Origin of the sequence: Burkholderia singularis (assembly GCF_900176645.1) — a bacterium.
Lineage (GTDB): Bacteria > Pseudomonadota > Gammaproteobacteria > Burkholderiales > Burkholderiaceae > Burkholderia > Burkholderia singularis.
Genome location: NZ_FXAN01000058.1, coordinates 1 through 22,931 on the forward strand (window position 1 = coordinate 1; position 22,931 = coordinate 22,931).

Annotated in this window: 19 protein-coding genes, 1 tRNA gene and 2 pseudogenes; 13 read left to right on the forward strand and 9 right to left on the reverse strand. The window is 59.1% G+C overall.

The window, feature by feature from the left end; genetic code table 11:
* Positions 1-214: hypothetical protein (locus tag BSIN_RS26220; protein ID WP_218192420.1), on the forward strand; the 214-nt coding region annotated here is incomplete at its 5' end.
* A 692-nt stretch (positions 215-906) separates the two neighbouring features.
* Here the strand turns inward: BSIN_RS26220 and BSIN_RS12530 are convergent.
* Positions 907-2,223: an APC family permease gene (locus tag BSIN_RS12530; RefSeq protein WP_089340751.1), complete on the reverse strand. Its 1,317-nt coding sequence runs from the start codon at positions 2,221-2,223 to the stop codon at positions 907-909.
* A gap of 247 nt (positions 2,224-2,470) precedes the next feature.
* On the opposite strand from BSIN_RS12530, the pseudogene BSIN_RS12535 reads away from it, so the two are divergent.
* The 3 genes and pseudogenes from BSIN_RS12535 to BSIN_RS12545 all read left to right on the forward strand — a co-directional run.
* Positions 2,471-2,734: pseudogene (locus BSIN_RS12535) on the forward strand (integrase core domain-containing protein); the annotation flags it as partial.
* 212 nt (positions 2,735-2,946) lie between these two features.
* On the forward strand, positions 2,947-3,660 hold the full coding sequence (locus BSIN_RS12540) for an autoinducer binding domain-containing protein (protein ID WP_089340752.1): 714 nt from the start codon (positions 2,947-2,949) through the stop codon (positions 3,658-3,660).
* 56 nt (positions 3,661-3,716) lie between these two features.
* Positions 3,717-3,980 (forward strand): annotated as a pseudogene (locus BSIN_RS12545) (integrase core domain-containing protein); the annotation flags it as partial.
* Between the two features lie 44 nt (positions 3,981-4,024).
* Here the strand turns inward: BSIN_RS12545 and BSIN_RS12550 are convergent.
* Both BSIN_RS12550 and BSIN_RS12555 read right to left on the reverse strand, forming a co-directional pair.
* Positions 4,025-4,109 (reverse strand) — tRNA-Leu (locus tag BSIN_RS12550).
* A gap of 363 nt (positions 4,110-4,472) precedes the next feature.
* Positions 4,473-5,351 (reverse strand): lysyl endopeptidase, encoded by an 879-nt coding sequence (locus BSIN_RS12555; protein ID WP_143757426.1) that lies wholly within the window; start codon positions 5,349-5,351, stop codon positions 4,473-4,475.
* A gap of 507 nt (positions 5,352-5,858) precedes the next feature.
* Here BSIN_RS12555 and BSIN_RS12560 point away from each other — a divergent pair.
* Positions 5,859-8,285, forward strand: a complete 2,427-nt coding sequence (locus BSIN_RS12560) for a GH92 family glycosyl hydrolase (RefSeq protein WP_089340779.1) — start codon at positions 5,859-5,861, stop codon at positions 8,283-8,285.
* Between the two features lie 50 nt (positions 8,286-8,335).
* On the opposite strand, the gene gcvA is transcribed toward BSIN_RS12560, so the two are convergent.
* Positions 8,336-9,268: a transcriptional regulator GcvA gene (gene gcvA / locus BSIN_RS12565; protein ID WP_089340754.1), complete on the reverse strand. Its 933-nt coding sequence runs from the start codon at positions 9,266-9,268 to the stop codon at positions 8,336-8,338.
* Between the two features lie 129 nt (positions 9,269-9,397).
* On the opposite strand from gcvA, the gene BSIN_RS12570 reads away from it, so the two are divergent.
* A complete protein-coding gene (locus BSIN_RS12570) occupies positions 9,398-10,102 on the forward strand; it encodes an SDR family oxidoreductase (protein ID WP_089340755.1) in 705 nt (234 codons plus the stop codon).
* Between the two features lie 435 nt (positions 10,103-10,537).
* Positions 10,538-10,978: a cupin domain-containing protein gene (locus BSIN_RS12575; protein ID WP_059520243.1), complete on the forward strand. Its 441-nt coding sequence runs from the start codon at positions 10,538-10,540 to the stop codon at positions 10,976-10,978.
* A gap of 144 nt (positions 10,979-11,122) precedes the next feature.
* On the opposite strand, the gene BSIN_RS12580 is transcribed toward BSIN_RS12575, so the two are convergent.
* From BSIN_RS12580 to BSIN_RS12595, 4 genes are all read right to left on the reverse strand, one after another.
* The gene (locus BSIN_RS12580) at positions 11,123-11,653 is read right to left on the reverse strand and encodes a VOC family protein (protein ID WP_089340756.1); all 531 of its coding nucleotides are present in this window, start codon (positions 11,651-11,653) and stop codon (positions 11,123-11,125) included.
* Between the two features lie 99 nt (positions 11,654-11,752).
* Positions 11,753-13,048 carry a metal-dependent hydrolase family protein gene (locus tag BSIN_RS12585; protein WP_089340757.1) on the reverse strand — a complete coding sequence of 432 codons (1,296 nt, stop codon included), beginning with the start codon at positions 13,046-13,048 and terminating at the stop codon, positions 11,753-11,755.
* Positions 13,049-13,162: 114 nt separating this feature from the next.
* The gene (locus tag BSIN_RS12590; RefSeq protein ID WP_159935955.1) at positions 13,163-13,921 is read right to left on the reverse strand and encodes an alpha/beta fold hydrolase; all 759 of its coding nucleotides are present in this window, start codon (positions 13,919-13,921) and stop codon (positions 13,163-13,165) included.
* A 69-nt stretch (positions 13,922-13,990) separates the two neighbouring features.
* Positions 13,991-14,611: a DUF1636 family protein gene (locus BSIN_RS12595; RefSeq protein WP_143757427.1), complete on the reverse strand. Its 621-nt coding sequence runs from the start codon at positions 14,609-14,611 to the stop codon at positions 13,991-13,993.
* A gap of 366 nt (positions 14,612-14,977) precedes the next feature.
* Here BSIN_RS12595 and BSIN_RS12600 point away from each other — a divergent pair, with 366 nt between their 5' ends.
* The 3 genes from BSIN_RS12600 to BSIN_RS12610 all read left to right on the forward strand — a co-directional run bounded on the left by BSIN_RS12600 (position 14,978) and on the right by BSIN_RS12610 (position 18,528).
* Positions 14,978-15,595 carry a helix-turn-helix domain-containing protein gene (locus BSIN_RS12600; protein ID WP_256583777.1) on the forward strand — a complete coding sequence of 206 codons (618 nt, stop codon included), beginning with the start codon at positions 14,978-14,980 and terminating at the stop codon, positions 15,593-15,595.
* A 241-nt stretch (positions 15,596-15,836) separates the two neighbouring features.
* Positions 15,837-17,195, forward strand: a complete 1,359-nt coding sequence (locus BSIN_RS12605; protein ID WP_256583778.1) for a cytochrome-c peroxidase — start codon at positions 15,837-15,839, stop codon at positions 17,193-17,195.
* A 277-nt stretch (positions 17,196-17,472) separates the two neighbouring features.
* Positions 17,473-18,528, forward strand: coding sequence for a hypothetical protein (locus BSIN_RS12610; RefSeq protein WP_089340761.1), 1,056 nt, complete (start codon positions 17,473-17,475; stop codon positions 18,526-18,528).
* 50 nt (positions 18,529-18,578) lie between these two features.
* Here BSIN_RS12610 and BSIN_RS12615 read toward each other — a convergent pair whose 3' ends face one another.
* The gene (locus BSIN_RS12615) at positions 18,579-19,901 is read right to left on the reverse strand and encodes a TIGR00366 family protein (RefSeq protein WP_089340762.1); all 1,323 of its coding nucleotides are present in this window, start codon (positions 19,899-19,901) and stop codon (positions 18,579-18,581) included.
* A 267-nt stretch (positions 19,902-20,168) separates the two neighbouring features.
* Here BSIN_RS12615 and BSIN_RS12620 point away from each other — a divergent pair, with 267 nt between their 5' ends.
* The 3 genes from BSIN_RS12620 to kce all read left to right on the forward strand — a co-directional run bounded on the left by BSIN_RS12620 (position 20,169) and on the right by kce (position 22,753).
* Positions 20,169-20,879 carry a GntR family transcriptional regulator gene (locus tag BSIN_RS12620; protein ID WP_143757428.1) on the forward strand — a complete coding sequence of 237 codons (711 nt, stop codon included), beginning with the start codon at positions 20,169-20,171 and terminating at the stop codon, positions 20,877-20,879.
* A gap of 110 nt (positions 20,880-20,989) precedes the next feature.
* A complete protein-coding gene (locus tag BSIN_RS12625) occupies positions 20,990-21,787 on the forward strand; it encodes an SDR family oxidoreductase (RefSeq protein ID WP_089340763.1) in 798 nt (265 codons plus the stop codon).
* 33 nt (positions 21,788-21,820) lie between these two features.
* On the forward strand, positions 21,821-22,753 hold the full coding sequence (gene kce, locus BSIN_RS12630) for a 3,5-dioxohexanoate:acetyl-CoA acetone transferase (RefSeq protein ID WP_089340764.1): 933 nt from the start codon (positions 21,821-21,823) through the stop codon (positions 22,751-22,753).
* The last annotated feature ends 178 nt before the right edge of the window (positions 22,754-22,931 follow it).

The window sequence follows — 22,931 nt, forward strand, 5'->3', positions numbered from 1 at the left end:
TTTCGCTTTGAACGCCGCTGAGTGCGTCCGTCGGGTTCTCTTCGTCATCTTCCGGGTTCCTTTGCCGGCATTATCGCCGGCTCAGGCCCCGAGCGTTCCACTTATCCGGCTGTCCGAATTTGCGCAGCCACCTCTTACTAAATTTCGCGCCATCGATTCACGCGTGCCTAGCCATCCACCCGATTATGAAATATTGCACCGTGAAGCATATTGATCGCAAAGCGTGGCAATTCCCATATATTCCGAGACCCTGAGAGCGTGTAGATACCGAACACCCCTGGGCACATGAAAATGCATCACTCAACAAATTCGTCAACTGCAAGCGACGAGCATTAGAACCATTAAATCCGAGGTAAAATTATGCAAGCCGCTTCAGAATTCTTGCCCAGCCATCACCTTCTCTCTTTGACACACGTTACCAATACCGCCATGACACGCCAAACATATCGCACGCGCTTACCATTATTTGATACGACATTTTCACCCCGAATAAGCTACCTGGCTACGGAGGTCAATCAACGCAAAATCAAATTTTATCGAATCAATAAGCCACAGCAACATAAATTAATATCTCCATGTAAATACCTACTACGTCAGGCTGGCAAAATCCAAGCAACAAGCACAGCCCCAAAAAACAATTCCCGCAAAGAATTTTTCAGCGATTCCCCCGACCGCCGAATAATAAAAACACCTCATCCAAACACCTTACCCGGAAAGCAAAATGCCACGATAATAAAATGAAGACAAGACATGACATTTCATACACCGTCAATTCAGTACGGGCCATGCGGCATAAATGCGTCACATCGACAACAAGGCGGGACCCATTGGGCGTGCAAAACAAGCATTTAATATTGCGCGATAATCGTGATCATCGCGCGGTGATGGATGGAAAAATTGATCGAGTTAATCTTTAATATCCGCAGTCGCCCCTGCTCCACGCGACAACAAAGATCCCAGCACAAATAAGGTCAACGGGTACACAATCATCCAGCCGAATCCCTGCATCAGAAAAATCCAACTCGCGAACGCGACGAGTGCGACGATTTTACTGCCGGCACTTCTGGTATTTTTGAGAAATGCCAGAATCGCGCCTCCATACAACAAAATAAACCCCTGCGTCGTCATCAGGAATGCATAACTAGTTTTTATTTTAAAATATTGCATTGCGAACATTATCACAATGTAAACCAATAAAGCGGCCAGCAAACTGATTGCAGGAACGCCTTTCGATGTCACATGAGCCAGAAATTTAGGCAAAACACCCGCGCGAGCGGCCGACATGTATGCCCGAGATGCACCAAAAACCCATGAATTCGCGTTAGCAGCGAGGATGACGACCATTAAGAGAATGATGAAGCGACCAAACTGAGTGCTTGGAAGCAGCGATGCGACACCCGCCAATCCAGAAACGTCGATTCCACGCAGCGCCGATGCCGAGATAGTCGCCGCAAAAACAAGATAAATCAATGCAACAAAAACGAAACTCCACCAATATATTCTCGGAATATTTTGAGACGGATTTTCTATTTCATCGAATCCGAACGTAAGATTCTCCCATCCCTGGAAAGCCCAAAATGCAATGGACGCGGAAAGCCACACACTCGACACATGTATTTGAGACAAATCGGCAACGGAAAGAGCTCCCAATGCTTCAGTCACATGCGTTGACGACGTAATTGTGATGTATCCCACGATACACAACACCAGCGCGACAGCTACTCGGTTCATCCAGCCCAGCTTTTCTACGCCGGCCAAGTTGACCGTGGTTGTGACGATGGCAAGGCCGACACCGCATGGAATAGCCCAGATCTTCGTATCGATGCCAAATAAACTCGCCAAGTAACTGCCCCCTACCATAAAAAACGCCGGCATACCCACGGCCAAAGTGCCGCACGTCAATAACAAAATGCCGTTTTTCGACCAGGAACCGAATCCAATGCTGGCGTAGAGCGCGATACCTTCCGAAGATGGATATTTCCGTCCCAGAAAAGAAAAAATATGAATAAGAGCGGGCATCAATAAAATAATTAAAATCCATCCCGCAAGCGCCACCACTGGGCCGGTGGACTCGACAGCAAGCCCCGGCAAGCCAAACAAGCCGGACCCCACCACCATGGAAACCGCGATCGCCACACCGGAGAGGAATCCAATCTTTCTTATTAGCATATCGAAAATGTAGATAATTTTACGGGGACGGATGCTGACTCGGATGATCAGCAATGGTTACTCGAATCCTTGAAAATACCTTGGAGCGGAAATGCTGCACACCGATGATCGCCTCGCGGCACATATCGGGCTTCCGTTCCGGCTGAAGCATCTCCCTGGCTTTCATAACTAGACAAAAATTGAACCCGATAATTGGCACTCTAGAAAGCTGCCCAAACGGGCAGTGTCAGGTCAACTAATTCCGGTTCAGGGTCAATGCTGCGGCGTAGTCGGGAACAGACCGGTGCGCCGTGATCAACCACACCGCACGCGCAGCTTCGCTCGAGAACTGGGCCTTGAGCCGCTGACCACGCCGGTACGTTCGCCGCAGAGCAATGGCATGGCCGAGTCGTTCGTGAAGACCATCAAGCACAATTACGTCGCCTATATGGACAAGCGTAATGTAACAATAGCGCTCTCGCGTCTGGCTGTTGCGTTTGACCACTACAATGAGCGCCACCCGCATAAAGCCCTGAAATACCGCTCGCCTCGCGAGTTCAGGCGCGCTACGGTGTCATCAACCTAACGGTGTCCATGTGTCCTGAGTTACAGGGGCAACTCCAATTGCCGCCCTACATTCAAACCCAGCAATATCGCTCCTTTCTTTCAAACATCAATTTAAATATACACTTAAATAAATACAGAAATACATTCAAGACTGGTTTTTAGTGCCTTAGCGCCTTGGTGATGCCACAAGTACCCCTTTGGGGACACAATTAGCCGATTAAGGTGTACAGAATGAGTGGATGGAGAGAAGTCTATTTAGATTCGTTCGCTACCGCGACGTCTGGTGCCGACGTTTTTCAATCGCTGGCCGCCTCGGTGCGGGAGCTGGGATTCGAGCATTGTGCATTCGGCGCGCGAGTGTCGTTCCCCGTTTCCAAACCGCAATTTTCCCTTCAGTCGGATTATCCAGACGCGTGGGTGGAACGCTATATCCGCCACAACTACTTTGCGATCGACCCGACGGTTAAATACAGTCTGACACAGTCGCTACCGCTGATCTGGCAAGCAAATAATCAAGCGCAGAGCGTGGAATTCTGGGAGGAAGCTGCCGATTATGGCTTGCGTTACGGTTGGTGCATGCCAGTTGGGGGACGAGCGGGAATGATTGGACTCGTAACTATGGTTCGCTCCAGCGAACCCATCACGGAACGAGAACTCGTTGGCCGGGAATATCAGATGTCATGGCTTGTGAATGCAGCCAACGCCGCAATGAGCCAGCATCTTCTCAAGGAATTAGCCCCCGAATACACCGTGGAACTCACTGCCCGGGAGCGCGAAACGTTGAAATGGTCTGCATGCGGAAAAACTTACTTGGAAATCGGTAAAATCATGTTCATTGATGAGCGAACCGTCAAGTTTCATTTGGTCAATACAATGCGCAAACTCAATGCATCAAATAAAACCGAAGCAGCGGTAAAAGCAGCTATGTTGGGTTTGTTGTTCTAGATGGCATCGCGATGCATTCCAGAAAATGAGTGCATGCAATATTGATCTGCTCTAGCACCGACAACAGCTTCATCGAGACATTCAACGGCTCGTTCAGGGACGAATGCCTGAACCTACACTGGTTCGAATCGTTGGCGGAAGCCAAACGTGAGACCGAGGCTTGGCGCCGCGACTACAATGAGATGCGACCTTACACGGCGCTCAAGGATCTGACGCCGGGTGAGTTCGCCCGGCAATACAGCCTTCGGCCGAAGGCTCATGAAAAACCGAACACTAACGCTCGGCGCTGCCCAAGAAATTCAAGCGGTTCACAATCCTGAAACTGATAGGCTTTTTAGCGCCCTTGAGACTCGGGGAAAAATACTGGTGCCCAGGTCGGGACTCGAACCCGAACGCCTCTCGGCGCTACCCCCTCAAGATAGTGCGTCTACCAATTCCGCCACCTGGGCAAGGGGCGCTATTGTAGCGGCTCGTTAAGCTTTTGTGAATACCGGCCAACTCGATGGCGATGGACTCCGTGCAAGGCCGGCCAAGGCCCGCTCGGCAAGCCAACATCCTCGAATATTCGGGTTGCCAATGCGCGCCCGTTGGCGCATGTGCATATGATTCCCGCATGCGAATCGCTCGCGCCGGAAACACATCCCGTCCATTCGACGAAACCGCGATCGGACGGATATGATCGTGCACCGACCAAGCGGTAATCGAAACGCCGCCATCACCTTGCGCAACCCATCGGCACAGAAGCGAAGCGGATTTCGATTCCCACTGGAGCCTGCCGAGCACGAACCGGCCGGCCTCCCGGCCCGACTTGCTCATTTGCCTGCCAGCCCGGCGCTGAAAGCGCTCATATAGGCCGACGCTGTGCTGACGCCCCCATAGCTTTTCCCCGCGATATCGTCATACAGCCAAAGGAACGCACCAACGATCCCGCATTGCTTCTTCCACGCGCTCATCACACTTTGAGCCTGCGGCGGCGAGTCATCCCAATCCGCGACACCCGGAAACACCGGAACGCCGCCGAAATTCCAGCCACTGCACGGGGTATTCAGCGCCCCGCCCGCATAAGTTTGCAGATGAACGCCATCGACCGTTCCCGGCCTTTGCGCATTGATTTGCGATACCACCGAAGTCCAATAAGACGCGTTCGTATAGGGATCGGGCATCACGTGGTAACCCAGGCTGCCCAGCATGACGCCGAATTGGACGGTCGTTGCGGCGTCGTAGCTGTTCTCGTCATCGAAGTCGATCGCGTCGACCGAGGGCAGTGCCTGCTTGATTGCCAAGAAGTCCTTATAGAGGATGCTGGAGGGTCCCGTTCCTTGCGACTGCACGAGAGCCTTGATGTTCTGCCAGTCGCCGACATTGGACGAACCGATGCTGAACGTGATGCGCTTGACGGTGCCCTGCTTCAACGCTGCCAGATTGTTCGCGAAATTCGGATAGGTGGCGTTGCCGACGTACACTCCGTTCTTCACCAACGGAAACTCGCCGTTGAAATTCAGATCGCCGGCCGAACTGACCGCGATGTTCCAGACGACGATCTCGGTCGCGCCAGACGCCGCCAGTTCGCTGATGTTGTTGGACGTATTCTTATAGATTGGGCCGCCGCCGAACAGCGTCGTATAGCCTGTCGCGCCAGCCAGCGCCGTCAGCGAAAACGTCAGGCCTCCCAACAATGACAGCGCGCCCACCCAGCGCGAGCGCGCGCGGGTTCGCGCCGGAAACTGCAGCTTGCGGATCAAGGTTCCCATTGAATACCTCGTCTACTTGAATTCGTGAAAGTTTCCGTGCCCAGATTTATCGGCGCGCTGCCGTCATTGCCGAATGCTTTCAACCAACAGTCGGTCTTTTAATACATCGAATATTGATAAGACATATTATTTGAAATAGCCCGGCACACAACCTGCGTAGCCCTGCATCGATCAGTTTAGCCGAGGCTTCCGCCTGTTTCGTACCCAAGCGAACATTGACACACCATTCTCATTCATATAAACAAAGTAACTTTCATCTAAAACCACAAGCTACCTCGGCGAACGATTATTATTGATTGCCGCGCGCCGAATCATTTTAAAGGGACCGTACATCCGGCCGCTCGTTTCAGAAATCTTTTGTTTATCTCAATTCAATAAACCCCATAAACATCGATGCGGCGCCGAACAGGGCCGGCCGATCCGGAACAAAATCAAACGGAGACGAAAATGCGAAGAAGCGGGAAGCTGACGGGTGCGATGCTGATGCTCTACGCGGCACTGACATCGTATGGCGGCCATGCGCTTGCGTTCGACGGCGCATGGCTCGCGCCGCTAGCCCAACCGATAGCCGTCGCGCCGAATGGTTCGATGGATTCGGGCGGTGCGGCCTCCGAGCGAAACGCAGACCTCGCACTCACGCCATACGTGAACCCATTGATCGGCACGGACTATGCGACGCACCGCCCCGCCGATCCGGTCGGCTCGGGGCTTGGCGGCGGCACGTTCCCCGGCGCGACGCTGCCGTTCGGGATGATTCAATGGAGCCCGATGACGCCGACCGCACAATACGACGCGTCGGTAGGCGACGGCTCCGGATTCTCCGGCGGCTACTGGTATGGCGACACGTCGATCAACGCATTCAGCATCCTGCATCTGAGCGGCACCGGCTGCTGGGCAAACGGCGGCTACCTGAACGTAATGCCGACGCTCTCCCCAGGCGCGCGCACCCAGACAAGCTTCAGTCACGCGAATGAGACCGCGCGGGCCGGCTATTACGCCGTGACGCTCAACAACGGCATCAAGGCAGAATTGACGGCAACGCTGCGCACCGGCTACGCGCGCTTTAGCTATCCGCCGCTCGCGCAGGGCCAGCAAGCCAGCATCTCGATCGATCCGACCGTGCTCAACAACCGCGCACAGGGTTCGACGAGCGACACGATCCAGCAAATCGGCGATCGTGCGCTCTCGGGCCGAATCGCGGGCGGCGGCTTCTGCTGGGCGGGGCATAGCGTGCCAGTCTATTACTACGCAAAGTTCAGCCGGCCGTTCGCGGCAAAGCCGGTGCTCGCCGCCAATCGGCCCGTCTCGGTGACATTCGCGCTCGACGCAAAACAACCGGCCGTGTTGATGAAGCTCGGCATCTCGTTCGTCAGCGAGGCAAACGCAAAGGCTAATCTGGACGCCGAAAACCCCGACACCGATGCCGCCGGCCGGGCAAACTGGAACTTCGATCAAGTGCGCGCGGCCGCCGACGCTGCATGGAATGCGCGTTTGAACGCGATTCAGGTAACAGGCGGCAGCGATGCGGACAAGACCAAGTTCTACACGGCGCTCTATCACGCATCGCTGCACCCGAACGTTTTCAACGATGTCAACGGCCAGTATCCCGACTTTCTCACGTCCGGCGCGACGCCGAAAACGAAGCAGGTCGTGCGCGGCCGCACGATGTACGCGAACTTCTCGGGCTGGGACGTCGACCGCTCGTTCATGCAACTACAGGCGTTACTCGATCCGGTACGAACGAGCGACATCGTGCAGTCGCTCGTTCTGGACGCGCAAACTTGCGGTGCATTCCCGCGCTGGGCGTACTTCAACACGGAAACCGCGGTCATGCCCGGCGACGCCGGGTCGCTGCTCGTCGCGAATGCACACGCGTTCGGCGCAACGAATTTCGATACGCAGGCCGCCCTCGCGATCATGAAGAACAGCACGGCGCCGGGCGCGGCCTGCGCCGGCTCCCCGGTGATGGGCGGCCGCGCCGACTTCGATCGCCTCGGCTACGTGCCGTCGACAAGCGCGGACGACAACCAAAGCGCGTCGAATACGCTGGAGTACGCGCTACGCGACTTCGCCGTATCGCGCTTTGCAATGGCCCTCGGCGACACGGCCACAGCCGCCGCCCTGCTGAAATCGAGCGGCAGTTGGAAAAATCTGCTCAACCAGGGCGCCATTCATCCGAAGACGCCGACTGGCGCATGGGTGGCAAACGGCGGCTTCATGGAGGGCAATTCCGAACAGTACACATGGTATGTGCCGCAGAATTTCGGTGAATTGCTCAGCCGGATCGGCGATACGCGCACGGTCGTCAAGCGGCTCGACGCATTTTTCACGAACCTGAACGTCGGTACCGAAAAACCCTTTTTCTACGTCGGCAACGAAGTGACGATGGCCGTGCCATGGGTATATGCGTGGGCCGGCGCGCCTACCCATACGCAGCGTGTGCTGCACGCGGCGCTCGGAACCCAGTTCGATACGAGCCCAGGCGGCCTGCCGGGCAACGACGATCTCGGCGCAATCTCGGGCTGGTACGTGTGGGCCGCGCTCGGCCTCTATCCAGTCGTGCCGGGCGTGAGCGGACTGGCGCTGTCGAGTCCGCAGTTCGAGAAAATCGACGTGCGCATCGGGCAGGCAAACGGCCGCTACCGGCTGTTGCGCATCGTCGCGCCTGGGGCCGGCTCGAACAACACCGCAGCGCTCTACGTCCAATCGCTGCAATTGAACGGCGCAGCCTACTCGAGCGCGTGGCTGCCGCTCGCGGCAATTGCGCGCGGAGGCAAGCTGACTTTCACGATGACGGGCAATCCGGCTGCCGCAGCGTGGGGAACCGACGCCTCGGCATTGCCGTCGTTTCCGGATACTCACACGACACCGTAAGCAAGCGGCAATGCGCGCCGGTGCCCCGGCGCGCGTTCGAGCCGCGCGGTTCACATGCGCAGCAAGCTCGCCCAGTGGCTTTGCCGGTCCTTGTCGCGCTGCGCGAACAACCACTCGCGCATCGCCCGAGCCGTGTCCGACGATTTGGATTCCTTCGGATATACCACGTAGAAACCCAGTGACAGCGGAAACGAAAAATCGCCAATCCGGCGCAGCCGGCCCGCGGCAATATCGCCGCCCACCAACGGCTCGCTCGTCAACGCGACGCCTTGGCCCGCAATGGCGGCATCGATCGCCAGCGCCGACATGCTGAATCGCGGTCCCTTCGCGGGATCGATCTGATCGAGCAGATCCAGCGCGCCGAGAAATTCGGGCCATAGGTCGTGCGCGTCGTGCAGCAACACATGCTTGGCCAGATCCGACGGTGCGTGGACCGCGCGCGGACCATCGAGCAGCGACGGACTGCCGACCGCAAAGATATCGAGAGAAAAAAGCAGATCGCCGCTCACTGCGTTGCCGAACGGCGGTTTGCCAAGACGAATGGCAATATCCACACCGTCGCCCCTGAACGTGCTGAGTTTTTCGTCTGCCACCACGCGCACTTCGATGGCGGGATATGCTTCGCCGAACTGAGCCAGGCGCGGGATCAGCCATTTCGATGCAAACGAAGGCGTCGTGCTGACCGTCAGTGTCGACGGCCGGCGGTCGAGTGCGTCGGTTGCATCGGAGATGATGTGCAACGCACGCTGAATAGCGGAGAAATACGCGAGCCCTTCGTCCGTCAGTGCAAGTCCACGCGGCAGACGCTCGAAGAGCCTCAGCGTCAGCGCCGCTTCGAGATGGCGCACCTGCTGCGCGACCGCGCCTTGCGTCACGCCGATCTCCTGCGCCGCCAGTCGAAAATTGAGATGGCGCGCCGCCGCCTCGAACGCGCGCAATGCGTTGAGCGGCGGCAGGCGCCGCCTTTTCAGTTCATCTTTCATACAGCAGAAAAACTACAGGCAATGATGAGAAATCATGGTTCGACAGAACCATTCTATCTCTCTAAAGTACCGTGAATAAAAGCAGATTTTTAGGCAGCAAAATATACGACACGAATTCAGGAGAACAATATGACCGTAGAAAAAGTGGCACTCGTCACGGCAGCGGGTAAAGGCATGGGCGCGGCGATCGCAAAGGAACTGGCTTCGAACGGCTACCGGGTAGCACTGATGTCGCCGTCGGGCAGCGCCGAGAAGCTCGCCGCGGAACTCGGCGGCATCGGCATGGCCGGCTCGGTGACCGATACGGCCGACCTCGATCGCCTGGTCCATCTGACGCTCGAACGGTATGGCCGCATCGATGCTGTCGTCAACAATACCGGGCATCCGCCCAAGGGCGATCTGCTGTCGATCGACGACGAAAAATGGCACACGGGCCTCGATCTCATCATTCTGAACGTCGTGCGTGTGCTGCGTCGCGTCACGCCGGTCTTCCAGGCTCAAGGCGGCGGCGCGATCGTCAACATCTCGAGCTTCGCGGCCGACGCTCCCGAGCAGGCGATGCCGGTTTCGTCCGCGCTTCGCGCCGCGTTGAGCGCATTCACGCGCTTATACGCCGAGCGTTATGCGAACGACAACATCCGCATCAATTCGGTTCTGCCCGGCTTCATCGACAGTTGGCCGCAAACGCCCGAGATCGTCGCGCGCATTCCGTTTGGCCGCTTCGGTAAAACGCAGGAGATCGCGAAGACGGTGGCGTTCCTGCTGTCGGATGGCGCGGGCTATATCACCGGCCAAAATATCCGGGTGGACGGCGGAATTGTCCGAGCGCTGTAAACGCGTTGTGCCCCGCGCCTGGTAAATCATACGCACTCCCGGATAAATACCGGACCACTATCACGCCACCACCCGCCAACCTACGCAGTGTCATTCAGGCGGTGCGCCGCAATGCCGCGCATCGAGGCTTTTCCGGCAGGAAAAGTGCACCGCCGCCGCGAACGCGGCCGCCTGCCAATCTGGCGAGTGAATGCATGCCAGTACATTCCACCGCGTCGCACCCATCCGATCTGATCATCTTTTGCAACGACTCTGCAATTCGCTACCAGAATTTGTTAATTCTCTACAAGTAGACAATTTTTTTCTTGCTGGTATGCGGCTCAGCCTTACAAAATAGCCATCGCCGGTTCTTCACCAAGTACACGACAGCCATTTTCCTGTATCGGGAACCGCGCTTTTCCCATCCTCGAATTCAACAGCTGCAAAGGTAGATCGATGTCCTCTCCCGCTTTCGAGTCCGTACGGTTGGACGACGTTGTGTTACAACCCTCGCCCATCAATCCGGCCTGGATCATCGAGGGCAATCCCGTCGCCCGCTGCGGTCAATGGTCGTCCAGCCCTGATTCGACGACGACCATGTGGGTCTGGGATTGCACTGCGGGACGCTTCAATTGGTACTTCGAAGTCGACGAGACCATTCACGTGATCGAAGGCGAAGTGATCATTTCGTCGCCGGGCCATGCCCCTCGCACGCTGCGCGCGGGCGATGCCGCATTGTTTCCCGCCGGCAGCCATTCCGAATGGTACGTACCCCGATACGTCCGCAAGCATGCGATTCTGCGCCCGCACATTTCCAAGCCGGCGCTTCTCGTCCATAAAGTAATTCGCAAGCTGAACAACACGCTAAGCGGCCGCAAGCCAGCAGCGGCGTTCTGAGCGGCTGTGCAAAGCGCGGATATCGCATGCGCGCGCGGAAGCCCACTTGAGCCGCACCAGCCGGCACGTTCACGCGTGCGACGTCGATTTCGGTGGAACGCCCGCACGCGTCGTGCTCAGCAGGCAGTCGTTCCGGCGCTTCGCTCACGTCGCGTCATTCGCGGGCAACGCAATCTTCTCTTTCAACGCCGGATACTCGCGCGCATCGAAGAACCGCTCGCTGGCGTCGTAGCGGCGCGCGTCGGCAATGGGCACCGGCAAATCCGGCTCCGCCGCCTGATCGAAGGTCAGTTCGATCTTGATGCCGTTCGGATCATGAACGAACATCTGCCAGTTCGAGCCGCCGTTTTGGTTTTGCTCCCGCGCGCTGATTCCTAACTTTTCGAAATGCGCACGATAGTGCGTAAACCCGTGCGCGAGCAGCGAAATGTGATCGACAGCGCCTCGTTCGTTGTCCGTTGGAATCTCTCCGCGGCCGTCTGCCGCTGCATAGCCGGCATATACATGAAGAATCGGCTGACCGATCGCGTTCGGCACGGCAAGCCAAGCGCCGGGGAATTTCAGCCCGGCCGGCCGAGGCACCTCTTTCAACCCGAGTGCACCCTTGTAGAAAAGAAGCGTGGCGTCGAGATCCGCCGTGCGGATCGCGCAATGAAAAATGCCGCCAATCATCATCGAAAATCCTCCTCCATGCGGATCGGCTAATACCGTCCACGTTCATCAAATATTTCGGATAACCATGCATTGGATCCGCACGTGCGCAAACACCATCGCTCACGCATAGGCCCGGCGGCCGCCGAGCGGCTCGATCCTTCCCGCGGCCGGCGCAGGCCGTTTGCAATACGCTCCATCCTTCATCACGATCTTGATATTGTCACGATCCTGCAGCAACGTAATATCGTCGACGGGATTGCCGTCGACGACGAGCAAATCCGCGAGATAACCTTCCCGGATCAGCCCCAGATTCGCGATGCCCATGATTTCGCCGCCCCATTTCGTCGCGGCCATCAGCGCCTCGGCCGGCGTGAAGCCGAGTAGATTCACGAAGTGTTCGAGATCGCGGGCATTCGTGCCGATCGGGTTCCACGCGAATCCGTAGTCTCCGCCCGGCAAAATGCGCAGGCCGCGCGCCTTCAAATCGCGGTAAACGCGCGGACATCGTTCGAGCATGTCGAATAACTCGTGGTCCTGCGCAAACTGCCGCGTGATGCCCCAAGGCTCGGCCTCGTAGGCGGCCGTATAGATCGCGCCGATCGCGGGTGCGAGAAAAACGCGGTCTTTTTGCGCTTCGAGCAGATCGAAGGTGTCGCCCTCGATGAAATCGCAGTGGTAAATCACGCGAAAGCCATATTTCAATGCCAACCTCACCGATTCGTCCGCGCGTGCATGGCAAGACAGCCACGCGCCTCGCATGTGCGCCTCCTCGGCCGCTGCGGCCACTTCCGCCTCGGTATACGACAGACGTTGGCCAAAACCGTGACGGCCATAGAATGGATCGCCCGAGATATTCACCTTGACCGTATCGACACCCTCGCGAATCAGTGTTCGAACGGTGCGGCGCACTTCGTCGACGCCGTCCGCGATCACTTCGAACCCCTGATGATGCATATGATATTGACGTTCGTCGCCCAGACCGCCAGTGGCGACCAGCTCCGGCGAAGCGGCGCGCATGCGCGGGCCCGGAAACCGTCCTGAGTCGATCGCATCGCGAATCGGCACCTCGAGCCGAAACTTCGCGGATGCGGCCGAATAAAGGCTGGTGAATCCGGAGTCGAGCATCAGTTTCACGTTCTCGAGCGTCAACAGCGTGTGCTCTTCGAGCGGAATTTGCCCAAGCTCGTTGAACTTCGCCATGTTGCTGTACGTCACGTGCGCATGCGCTTCGACGAGCCCCGGCATCAGCGTCATGCCTTGTCCGTCGATGATGTCGTAGTGCGACTCGTGCGTGATGCTGTGCGCCCCGCGCCCCACGCTTCGGATGAGGCTTCCTTCGACCAACACCTCGCCCTCGAAACAGGGCGCGCCAGTACCATCGAAAATCTTCAACTGCGTGAACAATTGTGGCTTCATTTGCCTCTCTCACGATGAACGCCGGAATGCAACCCTTCAGTCGCGACATTGCCCTCGAGCGGTGCGGGCTTCGATCTGGACGCGGCGATGTTCGCGTGCCGCCGCCACTGACACTCAGTCGGCGACACGCAATAGAAATTCGCGCAGCAAGCCGCTAATCTCGCCCGCTTTCTCTATCGGTGTCCAGTGGCCGCAGGCGGGCAGCTCCGCATACGTCGCGGCCAGAATCTTCTGCGCAATCGCCTTTGCAACCTCTGGCGGTGACGTCGCATCCTGATCGCCAGTCACAACCAGCGTGGGGCAACGCAGCGTCTCGATGGGCGCGGGCGACAGCGCGACGATCGCCTCGCAGGTTTGCGCATACGATTCGGGGTCCTGACGTATCACCAGTTCACGCACGAAGGCTGCGATTTCCGGACGATCGCGCCGAGTTTCCTTTGCAGTTCCCGACAGTACCGTCGTATCCGCCACTTCGGTCATTCCAGACAACCTTGCGCGTGCGGCACGCCCGAGCAAAGCTTGCTTGCCTGCGTCGGTGGGCACCTGAATCGGGCCGATCAACGCAATGCTCTTCACTCGCGGCCAATACCGCACCGCCAAATGCTGTACGACCACACTGCCCAGCGAATGCCCGACGAAATGAGCTGTCTCGATACCCAGCCCGTCGATCAATTCGATCACGTCGCCCACCAGCGTATCGATCGATATCGCGATACCGGTGTCGCGCCGTTGTCTCGTCAGATCCGGCACGAGCACCCGAAAATCGGATTGCAGCGCCGCCACCTGCGCGCCGAAAATATTCGCCGAGGCACCCAGGCCATGAATCAGAACCACCGGCACGCCGTGCCCTGTGTCGTCGTATCGCACCTTCATTCGCATTCCTTGATTATTCGTTGACCGATTCGAAAATCGGTTGAGAGCCGATCCAACCCGCACGCGGCGTCAGTCCGAAGCCGGTTTTTTTGGCGAAATCGCCGATATGTTCGACTTCAATGCCACCGGCAGCATCGACGCGCCAACATGTCCGGCATCGGCTGACCGGTAAGCCAACGCAGCGTCGACGAGATCCCCCGTCATCGATTCCGTCAACCCGGACAAACGAAGCCGTGGCTTCACAGGCGAATCGAGCGCCACGGCGCACGGATCGACACAGCTTCCAAGGCAATGCACCAGCCTGACTTCGACACCCTGCCCGCACAGCGCATCTTTCATCGCCCGGTACAACGCATGGGCGAACGCGCCGCTGCCGGGCCGGTTTCTCGGGCAGGTTCTGCAAATGGCGAATGTCTCGGCCAACAGCCTGGCCGTTGGCGGCTCGCCGGGTCGATCGACTGTTTGGGGGCGCTGCTCGGACACTGTGCACATCGCACTCTCCGTTGGGCTCGCGCGAAAACCGCGCCCGCCAGTTGGAATCGCGGCCACACACCTCGATTCCGTATGCGGCGATTCTACGAATGCTGATTGCCTGCGCCATATCGAAACGTCTGCCAGTCTATCGCGGCGTCTCGCTATTTTTTGAAAACCGAAATCCTTTCCGCCATGCCATTTCTCATCAGCCGTCACTTATCCAAGAATCCATTTTTTTAAAAATTCAGTCAGGATTCGTTCACGCGTCAGATTCCCGGTCAACCACGAAAATGCTAGTCTTATCGCTTATAAATCAAATGCATTGACACGCAAACAGGAGAAAGCATGACGGAGACATTCGCACTCCATGACGGCGCTTTCGGCCGCATATCGCTGTTGTCGCTGCGCTCGGGACTGGTCGCTCACGCTCATCCGGATGCGCATATCGTCTGGTGGCTCGGCGGCGCGCAAGCCGAGGCGCGAATCGGCACCGAGGTCTTTCGGTACAGCGCAACCCAGGCTTCGGCGGTCAATCCATATGAGCAGCACGACCTGAGGTTGCTCGCATCGGATCGGCCCGCGTTGTTTCTTGCCGTCTATATCGAGAAAGCGTGGCTGGAGCAAAAGGCACGCACAGCGGGTGGCCCTTTTTTATTTCCTTCGCCGAGAATCGACATCAACCCGGCGTTACGTGCCGGCTTATGGCAGCTCCTCGCGCTGATTCTCTCCGATTCGGAAAAGAGCGCGTCGATCGATCAAGCCGTCGAGCAACTGATCGCCATGTCCGTGCGGGCGTCGTCGGCCACGACACAGTGCGGAGCAAAGATCGTCAACGCGCCGGTATTGAGCCGTAAGCTCAGAATGGCGGTGCATCTGATGCATGAGCGCGTCGATACCCGCTCGACCATCGACGAAATCGCCAGCGAAGCAGGACTTTCGCGCGCGCGCCTGTTCGTGTTGTTCCGCGATCAGCTCAATACCACGCCGCAAGTATTCTGGCGCGCGCTTCGGCTCGAAGAGGCGATCCGTGAACTGATCAACGGCCGGCTGCCGCTCGCGAGCCTTGCGCATGAACTGGGATTTTCGGCGGCCAGCAATTTCTCGCGTTTTTTCAAAGAACATACCGGTGTATCGCCTTCCGATTATCGGCGTGCAGCCCATGTCCGCTCGGCCCGCCCTTTGGCGGAATCGATGCTGTGAACATTTCCCGACTCGACTAAATCGCCAATCAAGAAAATATCAAACAACGCGCAAAAACGCCTACTCCAGCTGGAAATAAAAATCACGCGCCTGCGATACAAAATCATGCGTTTGCCTTGACGGTCTCATTCGCTGTTTCTCAATCGCTCGTCGGCTCGCACGCCGCGCGGCAATTCTTCTCGGCACGGCCGATGCGAGCAGTCACACCCGATGCCCGCCACCAGGCGAACGGCCCCCAGCGTTGCGCCGCACATCGTGCGTGCTGGCGATCGCGCTCGCCGCCGGCGCGCTCGGGTTCGCTGCATTCGCCTTCGCATTTCCCGCGCAGGTGCCGAATGCAATCGGCGAAATCGTCGAGAACCTGACCGGCGCGAATCCTCACCCCGTTGTCCTGCAACGCCCCGCTGCCGCGCCGCTCAGCGCTGCTGCAAAGCTCGGCCGGGCGCTGTTCTTCGATCCCGCGCTGTCTGCGTCGGGCCGCCAATCGTGCGCGTCGTGCCACAGCCCCGCACACGCGTATGGGCCGCCGAACGATCTCGACGTGCAGCTGGGCGGCCCCACACTCACGTCGCAAGGCTATCGGCCGCCGCCCTCGCTGATGTATCTGTATCGCCAGCCGAATTTCAGCATCGGCCCGGACCAAGGCGAAAGCGACGACGCGCCGAGCGTCGCACAGCTTGCTGCATCATCAGCCGGTGTCGTGAAGGCGCAGAAGACGGCAGGCATCGCCGCCACGCCGCAGATGGTTCCGCAAGGCGGCATGTTCTGGGACGGCCGCGCGGACACGCTTCAGCAGCAGGCATTCGGCCCGTTGCTCAACCCGTTGGAGATGGCCAACCCGGACATCGACACCGTTGCGAAAAAGCTGTCCCATGCGCGATACGCCCGGCAGTTCACGCAACTGTTCGGTCCGCGCATCTTCGACAACACACGGCTTGCCGTATCGGAGGCGATGTTCGCGATCGCGCGTTTCCAGGTCGAGGACCCGTCGTTCCATCCGTATCACAGCAAGTACGATCGATGGCTCGAAGGCGACGCGCGCGTCACGCAAGCCGAGTTGCGCGGGCTGCGCCTGTTCAACGATCCCGCCAAGGCCAACTGCGCCGGCTGCCACTTGTCCAAACCGAGTCCGGACGGCCTGCCGCCTATGTTCACCAATTACCAGTACGAAGCACTCGGCGTGCCGCGCAATCGCAAGCTCGCGCAGAACCGCAATCCCGGTTTCTACGATCTCGGCGTGTGCGGACCGTTGCGCGACGATCTGAAGGACCAGACGCAATATTGCGGCATGTTCATCACGCCGACGCTGCGCAACGCGGCCACGCGCCACGTGTTCTTCCACAACGGCATTTATCACACGCTCGATCAGGTGATGGATTTCTATAACACGCGCAACACCGATCCGAGCAAGTTTTATCCACGCGGGCCGAACGGCAAGATCGACCAATACGACGACATGCCGGCCCGCTACCGGGCGAACGTCGACGTGACCGATGCACCGTTCGATCGCAAGCTCGGCGCTCAGCCCGCGATGTCGCCGCAGGATATCCGGGACATCATCGCTTTCCTGAAAACGCTCATCGATGAAAAGTCCGATTGAGCGTGAACCGGTTCGCCCAATGCGGCCGAGCTCAACACGTGGATGGAACGCATGACGGTAATCAGCGGCCCGCGGCAGGCGAAGCCCAAGCCGCCGCCTTTTCGGATACCGTATCAATTTCTCCGATACCCCGATCGACAGCGCACGCGCATCGAGTAAAAATGGCGTGCGCCGATCGATTGCCGGTTGACGCCGCACCGGTATCCGGTAAATGCGGTCGAAGCGCGACAGACACTCGACATCCGATGCAAACACACCGTTGGCCTGCCACGAACGCATGAAAAACCGACTTGCTCTGTTGACGCTGCTGTTCGCCGCCAACGTATCGGCACCGGCAAAAACGGTGGTGATCGCCAGCGGCAACGGAGGCGACGGCCAAGCCGCGTCGATGCTTGCAACGCAACTCGCCCCTGCGGCGGAGTTCGTCGATCTGGTACAGCTCGCTCCGCAGGAAATCGACGTCACCGCTTCAACCTGCATCATGATTGTCGGGCAGCGTGCCGCGGATTCGTTGCTGGCAACGGGCCGGATAAGATCGTCGCTGCTCACGCGCCCCGTCGCCATTTATACCCATCTGCTGGATAGCACGATCAAGACGTTCGTCAGCGACAAGATCGACAACACGGGCCGGCTGAATCTGTACACGACGGATTCGCAACTTGCGTTATTGCAAGAAAGGGATGCCGATCTGTACAGCCGGTTGCAGCGCGCGCATCCACGCGTTGCCGTATACCTGACACCGCTCGTCATGACGACGGTTAGCAGCGCCAACGTTTTGCCGGTTCCCGCCCCGCCGGTCGATTATGCGATCTGGCTCGGCGGCAACTACACCACCTCCGTCGGCACGCTCAGGCTTTTTTCCACCGCGCAAATCGTCGCCGCCCTCGATAAATTGCGCGCTGCCATTGCGCCGCGTCGTCCGGTCGGCATCTTTATCATGCGCAGACTGTTTTCCGACGACATGACGGGCGTGGAAAAAGCGCACCGTTTAAACGCCATCCGGCGAGTTTTCCCGGACAACCCGGTCACGCTGTATGTCAGCAATGCGATGCAACAGCAGTTGACCGCGCCGGTTGCCGGCATGGCACAGCCGCCTTCGTATCCAGCATTGATGCGTGCCCGGTGGGCCGATTCGACTCGCCATTTTGCTTCCGTCGATCAATACAACCTCTTCAGCGATCTCGCCGGCCACGCACTGACTCCCTTTCTGTTGGACGAACAGGATCAGGATCAGCAACGTTATTCGGCCAGCTATTTGCAAACGCTACACCAACCTCGCAGCCCCGGCATGATGGAACTCATCCGGCAACGCCAATGCGCGCCGGCATCGTAAGCGACGCACGGAGAGTCGAAACCCATCAACGCCGTGGCGGCCGCGCATGCTCAGAACAAATACATCCCCGCCACGAACACCACTGCCGAAAACAACAGTGCCGTCACGCAATACCCCATGATGTCGCGTACCCCCAGCCCTGCGATCGCGAGCGCGGGTAGCGCCCAGAAGGGCTGCGCCATGTTGGTCCACGCCTCGCCATATGCGATCGCCATCGCCGCCTTGCCGAGATCCGCACCGAGCGCTTGCGCGGCCGGCATCACGAACGGCCCTTGTACGACCCAGTGACCGCCGCCCGACGGCACCGCGAAATTGATTACGGCCGAGCTTAGGAATGTGAGCAATGCGAACGTATGGACGTTCGCGATATCGACGAACCACTTGGTGATCACGCCCGCCAGCCCCGAGTGATCCATCAACGCCTGGATACCCGCATAGAACGGAAACTGGATCATGATTCCCGATGCGCCGCGCGCGGCCGCTGCAACTGCGCGCGCATAAGCCATCGGCGTGCGGTGCAGCAGGATACCGGTGGCAAGAAACACGAGATTCACCGTGTCGATGTCGAGTGCGAAGCCCTTCTGCGCGAAGCGCACGCCGAGAAATATGAAACATACTGCCGCAACGAGCATCGACAGCAAACGGCTCTCCTCGAGCCGCTCGGCAAGCGTCGCATCCAGCCCGAGCGTGCGCTCGACACTCGGCGGGTCTTCGAGTAGCTTCGGATCGACCATCACGACGTCGGACGGCTTGGGCATCATCAACCGTGCGAGGAACGGCAGCATCACAATGAGGCCGATCGTCACGAATGCGTTATAGCCGGTAAAGAGGGTGTCCGACACGGGGATCAAGCCGACCGTCTTTTCCATCGGATTGCCCTTCGTCGCGGCAACGAGCGGGATCGATCCGGACAATCCGCCGTGCCAACTCAAAAAGCCCATATAAGCCGATGCGACGAGCAGCCGGTAATCGACGCCGCGCACGCGCCGCGCAACTTCGCGGGCAAGCATCGCGCCGAGCACAAGGCCAAAGCCCCAGTTGATCGCGCACGCGAGCGCCGAGACGAACGCCACGAGCATCACGCCCTGCCCCGGCGAACGCGCCGATGACGCCAGCGCAACCAGCAAGCGCTTGACCGGCGCGGAGCTGGCGAGTGCATGCCCAGTGACGAGAATCATCACCATCTGCATCGAGAATGCAAGCAAATTCCAAAAGCCCGAGCCCCACATCATCACAAGTTGCGGCGGCGATTGAGGCGTGAGGCCGAACGCGAGCGCAAATGTCGCGATGGTCAGCAGGATCGCGAAAATCAGCGGATCGGGCAGCACCCGATGCACGATCTGCGTGAAAAAAACGGAAATGCGTTGAATCAATTGTCTCTCCTCGTCTCTTCGTTCAGGGTAACGCCAATCGCGTGCTCGTTAGCGGGCCAACCGGCATTCAATGCCGCCGGCATGATTCGGCGAACCGGGCGGATTCTTGCACAAACACACTGCGCGTGCTGGCCGCATCCCGATCTGCGCTCGCACGTCTAGCGTTTTCCCCTACCGCTCGCTCCTTGACGCATGCGGTGCCACCGACAACACTTCCATGCATTCACAGTGTGATCACGAATCACACTTCAAAATCAGGAGACCGGATTGATCGCGCGCATCGCCCCGCCCGCATTGAAGGTCATCGAACAAGAAACCATGGCCGACAAGGTCTACCAACAACTGCGCGAAGCACTGATGAGCGGCCGCTTCGCGCCTGGTCAGGCGTTGAGCTTGCGTGGCGTCGCGCAGGCGGTCGGCTCGTCGACGATGCCGGTGCGCGCCGCGCTCACGCGGCTACGTGCCGAGCGCGCACTCGTCGATGGTCCGAACCGGGCGCTCGTGGTGCCGCCGATGACGACCGGCATGCTTGACGAGCTGCGTGACGTGCGCATCGCGCTCGAAGGCTGCGTCGCCGAACGTGCGGCTGCGCGGATGACAGACGCGCAGATCGCCGGCGCACGCCGCCTCTGCGAAATCATGCAAACCCACGCCGAAGCCGGCCGAACCCGCACGTACCTGCAAAGCAACTTCGCGTTTCACAGCGCGATCTATGCGCACGGCGCGAGCGAAAGCACCCTCGCGATCATTCAGAACCTGTGGATGCGGATCGGCCCGTTCTTGAACATGGTCGCGCTCGACATCCCGCACATGCGCCGCTCGATGGATGCGCACCGCACGATCGTCGACGCGCTCGAGCGGCGTGACGGCGCCGGCGTGCGTGCCGGCATCGCGCTGGACATCGGTCATGCCGCGCACGATCTCGCTGCTTCGCTCACGGCCGAACCGGCGTCGCCGCGGCTGCACGCGCGCTCGTGACACTCAGGCAACGCACCTGGCAGCCGCGCCGGTCCGCCGCGAGCCGGTTAAGCGCAAACCGATTCGATTTCGATTCGAACAGCCATCCAACACCGAAGGAGACATTGCGCATGGCCGCACACGACTTGCTCAAACCCTATGACGATCTACGCGTGCTCGTGACGGGCGGTGCGGCCGGCATCGGCCTCGCGATCGCAGACGCCTTCGCCGATTGCGGTGCGCGTGTGCACATCTGCGACGCATCCGAAACAGCACTCGCCGCACTTGTCGACCGCCCCCAACGACCGGCACTCGGTGCGACGCTAGCCGACGTCACAGATCCGCGCGCAATCGATCGCGTGTTCGCCGATATCGCGCACACATTCGGCGGGCTCGACGTGCTCGTCAACAACACCGGCATCGCAGGGCCGACCGGTGGTATCGACGAGATCACGTCTGCTCAGTGGGAACAAACCGTCGCGATCAATCTGAACGCGCAATTCGAGTTCACGCGCCGTGCAGTGCCGCTGTTGCGCAATGCCGCCCATGGCGGCTCGATCATTGCGCTGTCGTCGGTGGCGGGCCGGTTGGGTTACGCGTATCGCACGCCGTATTCAGCGACCAAATGGGCGATCGTCGGTCTGGTCAAAAGTCTCGCGATCGAACTCGGCCCACTCGGCATCCGCGTAAACGCGATCCAGCCGGGCATCGTGCGCGGGCCGAGGATGCGACGCGTGATCGAAGCACGCGCCGCGCAACTCGGCCTCGGCTATCGCGAAATGGAGGCACGCTACCTCGAGAAGATTTCACTGCGCCGCATGACCGATCCCGACGAAATCGCCGCCACCGCGCTGTTCCTATGCACGCCGGGCGCACGCAGCATCACCGGCCAGGCCATTTCCGTCTGCGGCAACGTCGAAACGCTTTAATCCGCCTGCACCCAGACCGACCAGGAGACCATCGTGGCAAACGCTCGCAAAGTCATCATCACCTGTGCGCCGACAGGCGCAATCCATACACCGTCAATGTCGCCGCACCTGCCCGTCACGCCGCGCGAAATCGAAACCGCGGCAATCGATGCAGCGCAGGCTGGCGCGGCGATTCTGCATCTGCACGCGCGAGATCCGCTCAATGGCAAGCCCACGCAAGATCCCGCCGTGTTCGAACAATTCCTGCCGCGCATCAAAGCGCAAACCGATGCGGTGATCAACATCACGTCGGGCGGCAGCCCGCACATGACGGTCGACGAACGCCTGCGTCCGGCGCTTCATTTTCAACCGGAAATCGCGTCGCTCAACATGGGCTCGATGAATTTCGGCCTCTACCCGATGCTCGAGCGCACACGTGAATTCAAGCACCCGTGGGAGCGCGAGCATCTGGAAAAGAGCCGCGACCTCGTATTCAAGAACACCTTCGCGGACATTGAAACCATCCTGACGCGCTGTGGCGCGAACGGCACGCGCTTCGAATTCGAATGCTACGACATCTCGCATCTCTACAACCTCGCGCACTTCGTCGATCGCGGGCTCGCAAAGCCGCCGTTCTTCATTCAAAGCGTGTTCGGCCTGCTTGGCGGCATCGGCGCACATCCGGAAGACCTGATGCACATGCGCCGCACAGCCGATCGCCTGTTCGGCGCGGACTATGTCTGGTCGATTCTCGGCGCGGGTCGCCATCAGATTCCGCTCGCGTCGATCGGCGCGGCTCAAGGTGCGAATGTCCGGGTCGGACTCGAGGATTCGCTATGGATTGCGCCCGGCAAGCTCGCACAATCGAGTGCCGAGCAAGTGCGGAAAATTCGTCAGGTACTCGAAGGATTGGCGCTCGACATCGCTACGCCGGCAGACGCACGCGCGATGCTCGGGCTCAAGGGCAGCGGCGCGGTGAAGTTCTGAGGCGGCCGCCCGCCGCTCGCTGAATACGCAAGCAAACGCAGAGACACGGTGCCGGCCCACGCCGACCACCGTCAAGCCGTCATCGCCCCGCTCCCGGTGAGTGCCGCCGGCGCGCGACTCCGTCATCTGCTCAACTTTTGTCGAACACGAATCGAACACGGTGCGTCGCGCTTGCCGT

Bases quoted from the DNA above. Each gene is read 5' to 3' on its own strand.
- BSIN_RS12540 (WP_089340752.1), top strand. From the start codon at position 2,947: ATGAGTGGATGGAGAGAAGTCTATTTAGATTCGTTCGCTACCGCGACG.
- BSIN_RS12560 (WP_089340779.1), top strand. From the start codon at position 5,859: ATGCGAAGAAGCGGGAAGCTGACGGGTGCGATGCTGATGCTCTACGCG.
- gcvA (WP_089340754.1), bottom strand. From the start codon at position 9,268: ATGAAAGATGAACTGAAAAGGCGGCGCCTGCCGCCGCTCAACGCATTG.
- BSIN_RS12570 (WP_089340755.1), top strand. From the start codon at position 9,398: ATGACCGTAGAAAAAGTGGCACTCGTCACGGCAGCGGGTAAAGGCATG.
- BSIN_RS12575 (WP_059520243.1), top strand. From the start codon at position 10,538: ATGTCCTCTCCCGCTTTCGAGTCCGTACGGTTGGACGACGTTGTGTTA.
- BSIN_RS12580 (WP_089340756.1), bottom strand. From the start codon at position 11,653: ATGATGATTGGCGGCATTTTTCATTGCGCGATCCGCACGGCGGATCTC.
- BSIN_RS12585 (WP_089340757.1), bottom strand. From the start codon at position 13,048: ATGAAGCCACAATTGTTCACGCAGTTGAAGATTTTCGATGGTACTGGC.
- BSIN_RS12590 (WP_159935955.1), bottom strand. From the start codon at position 13,921: ATGAAGGTGCGATACGACGACACAGGGCACGGCGTGCCGGTGGTTCTG.
- BSIN_RS12610 (WP_089340761.1), top strand. From the start codon at position 17,473: ATGAAAAACCGACTTGCTCTGTTGACGCTGCTGTTCGCCGCCAACGTA.
- BSIN_RS12625 (WP_089340763.1), top strand. From the start codon at position 20,990: ATGGCCGCACACGACTTGCTCAAACCCTATGACGATCTACGCGTGCTC.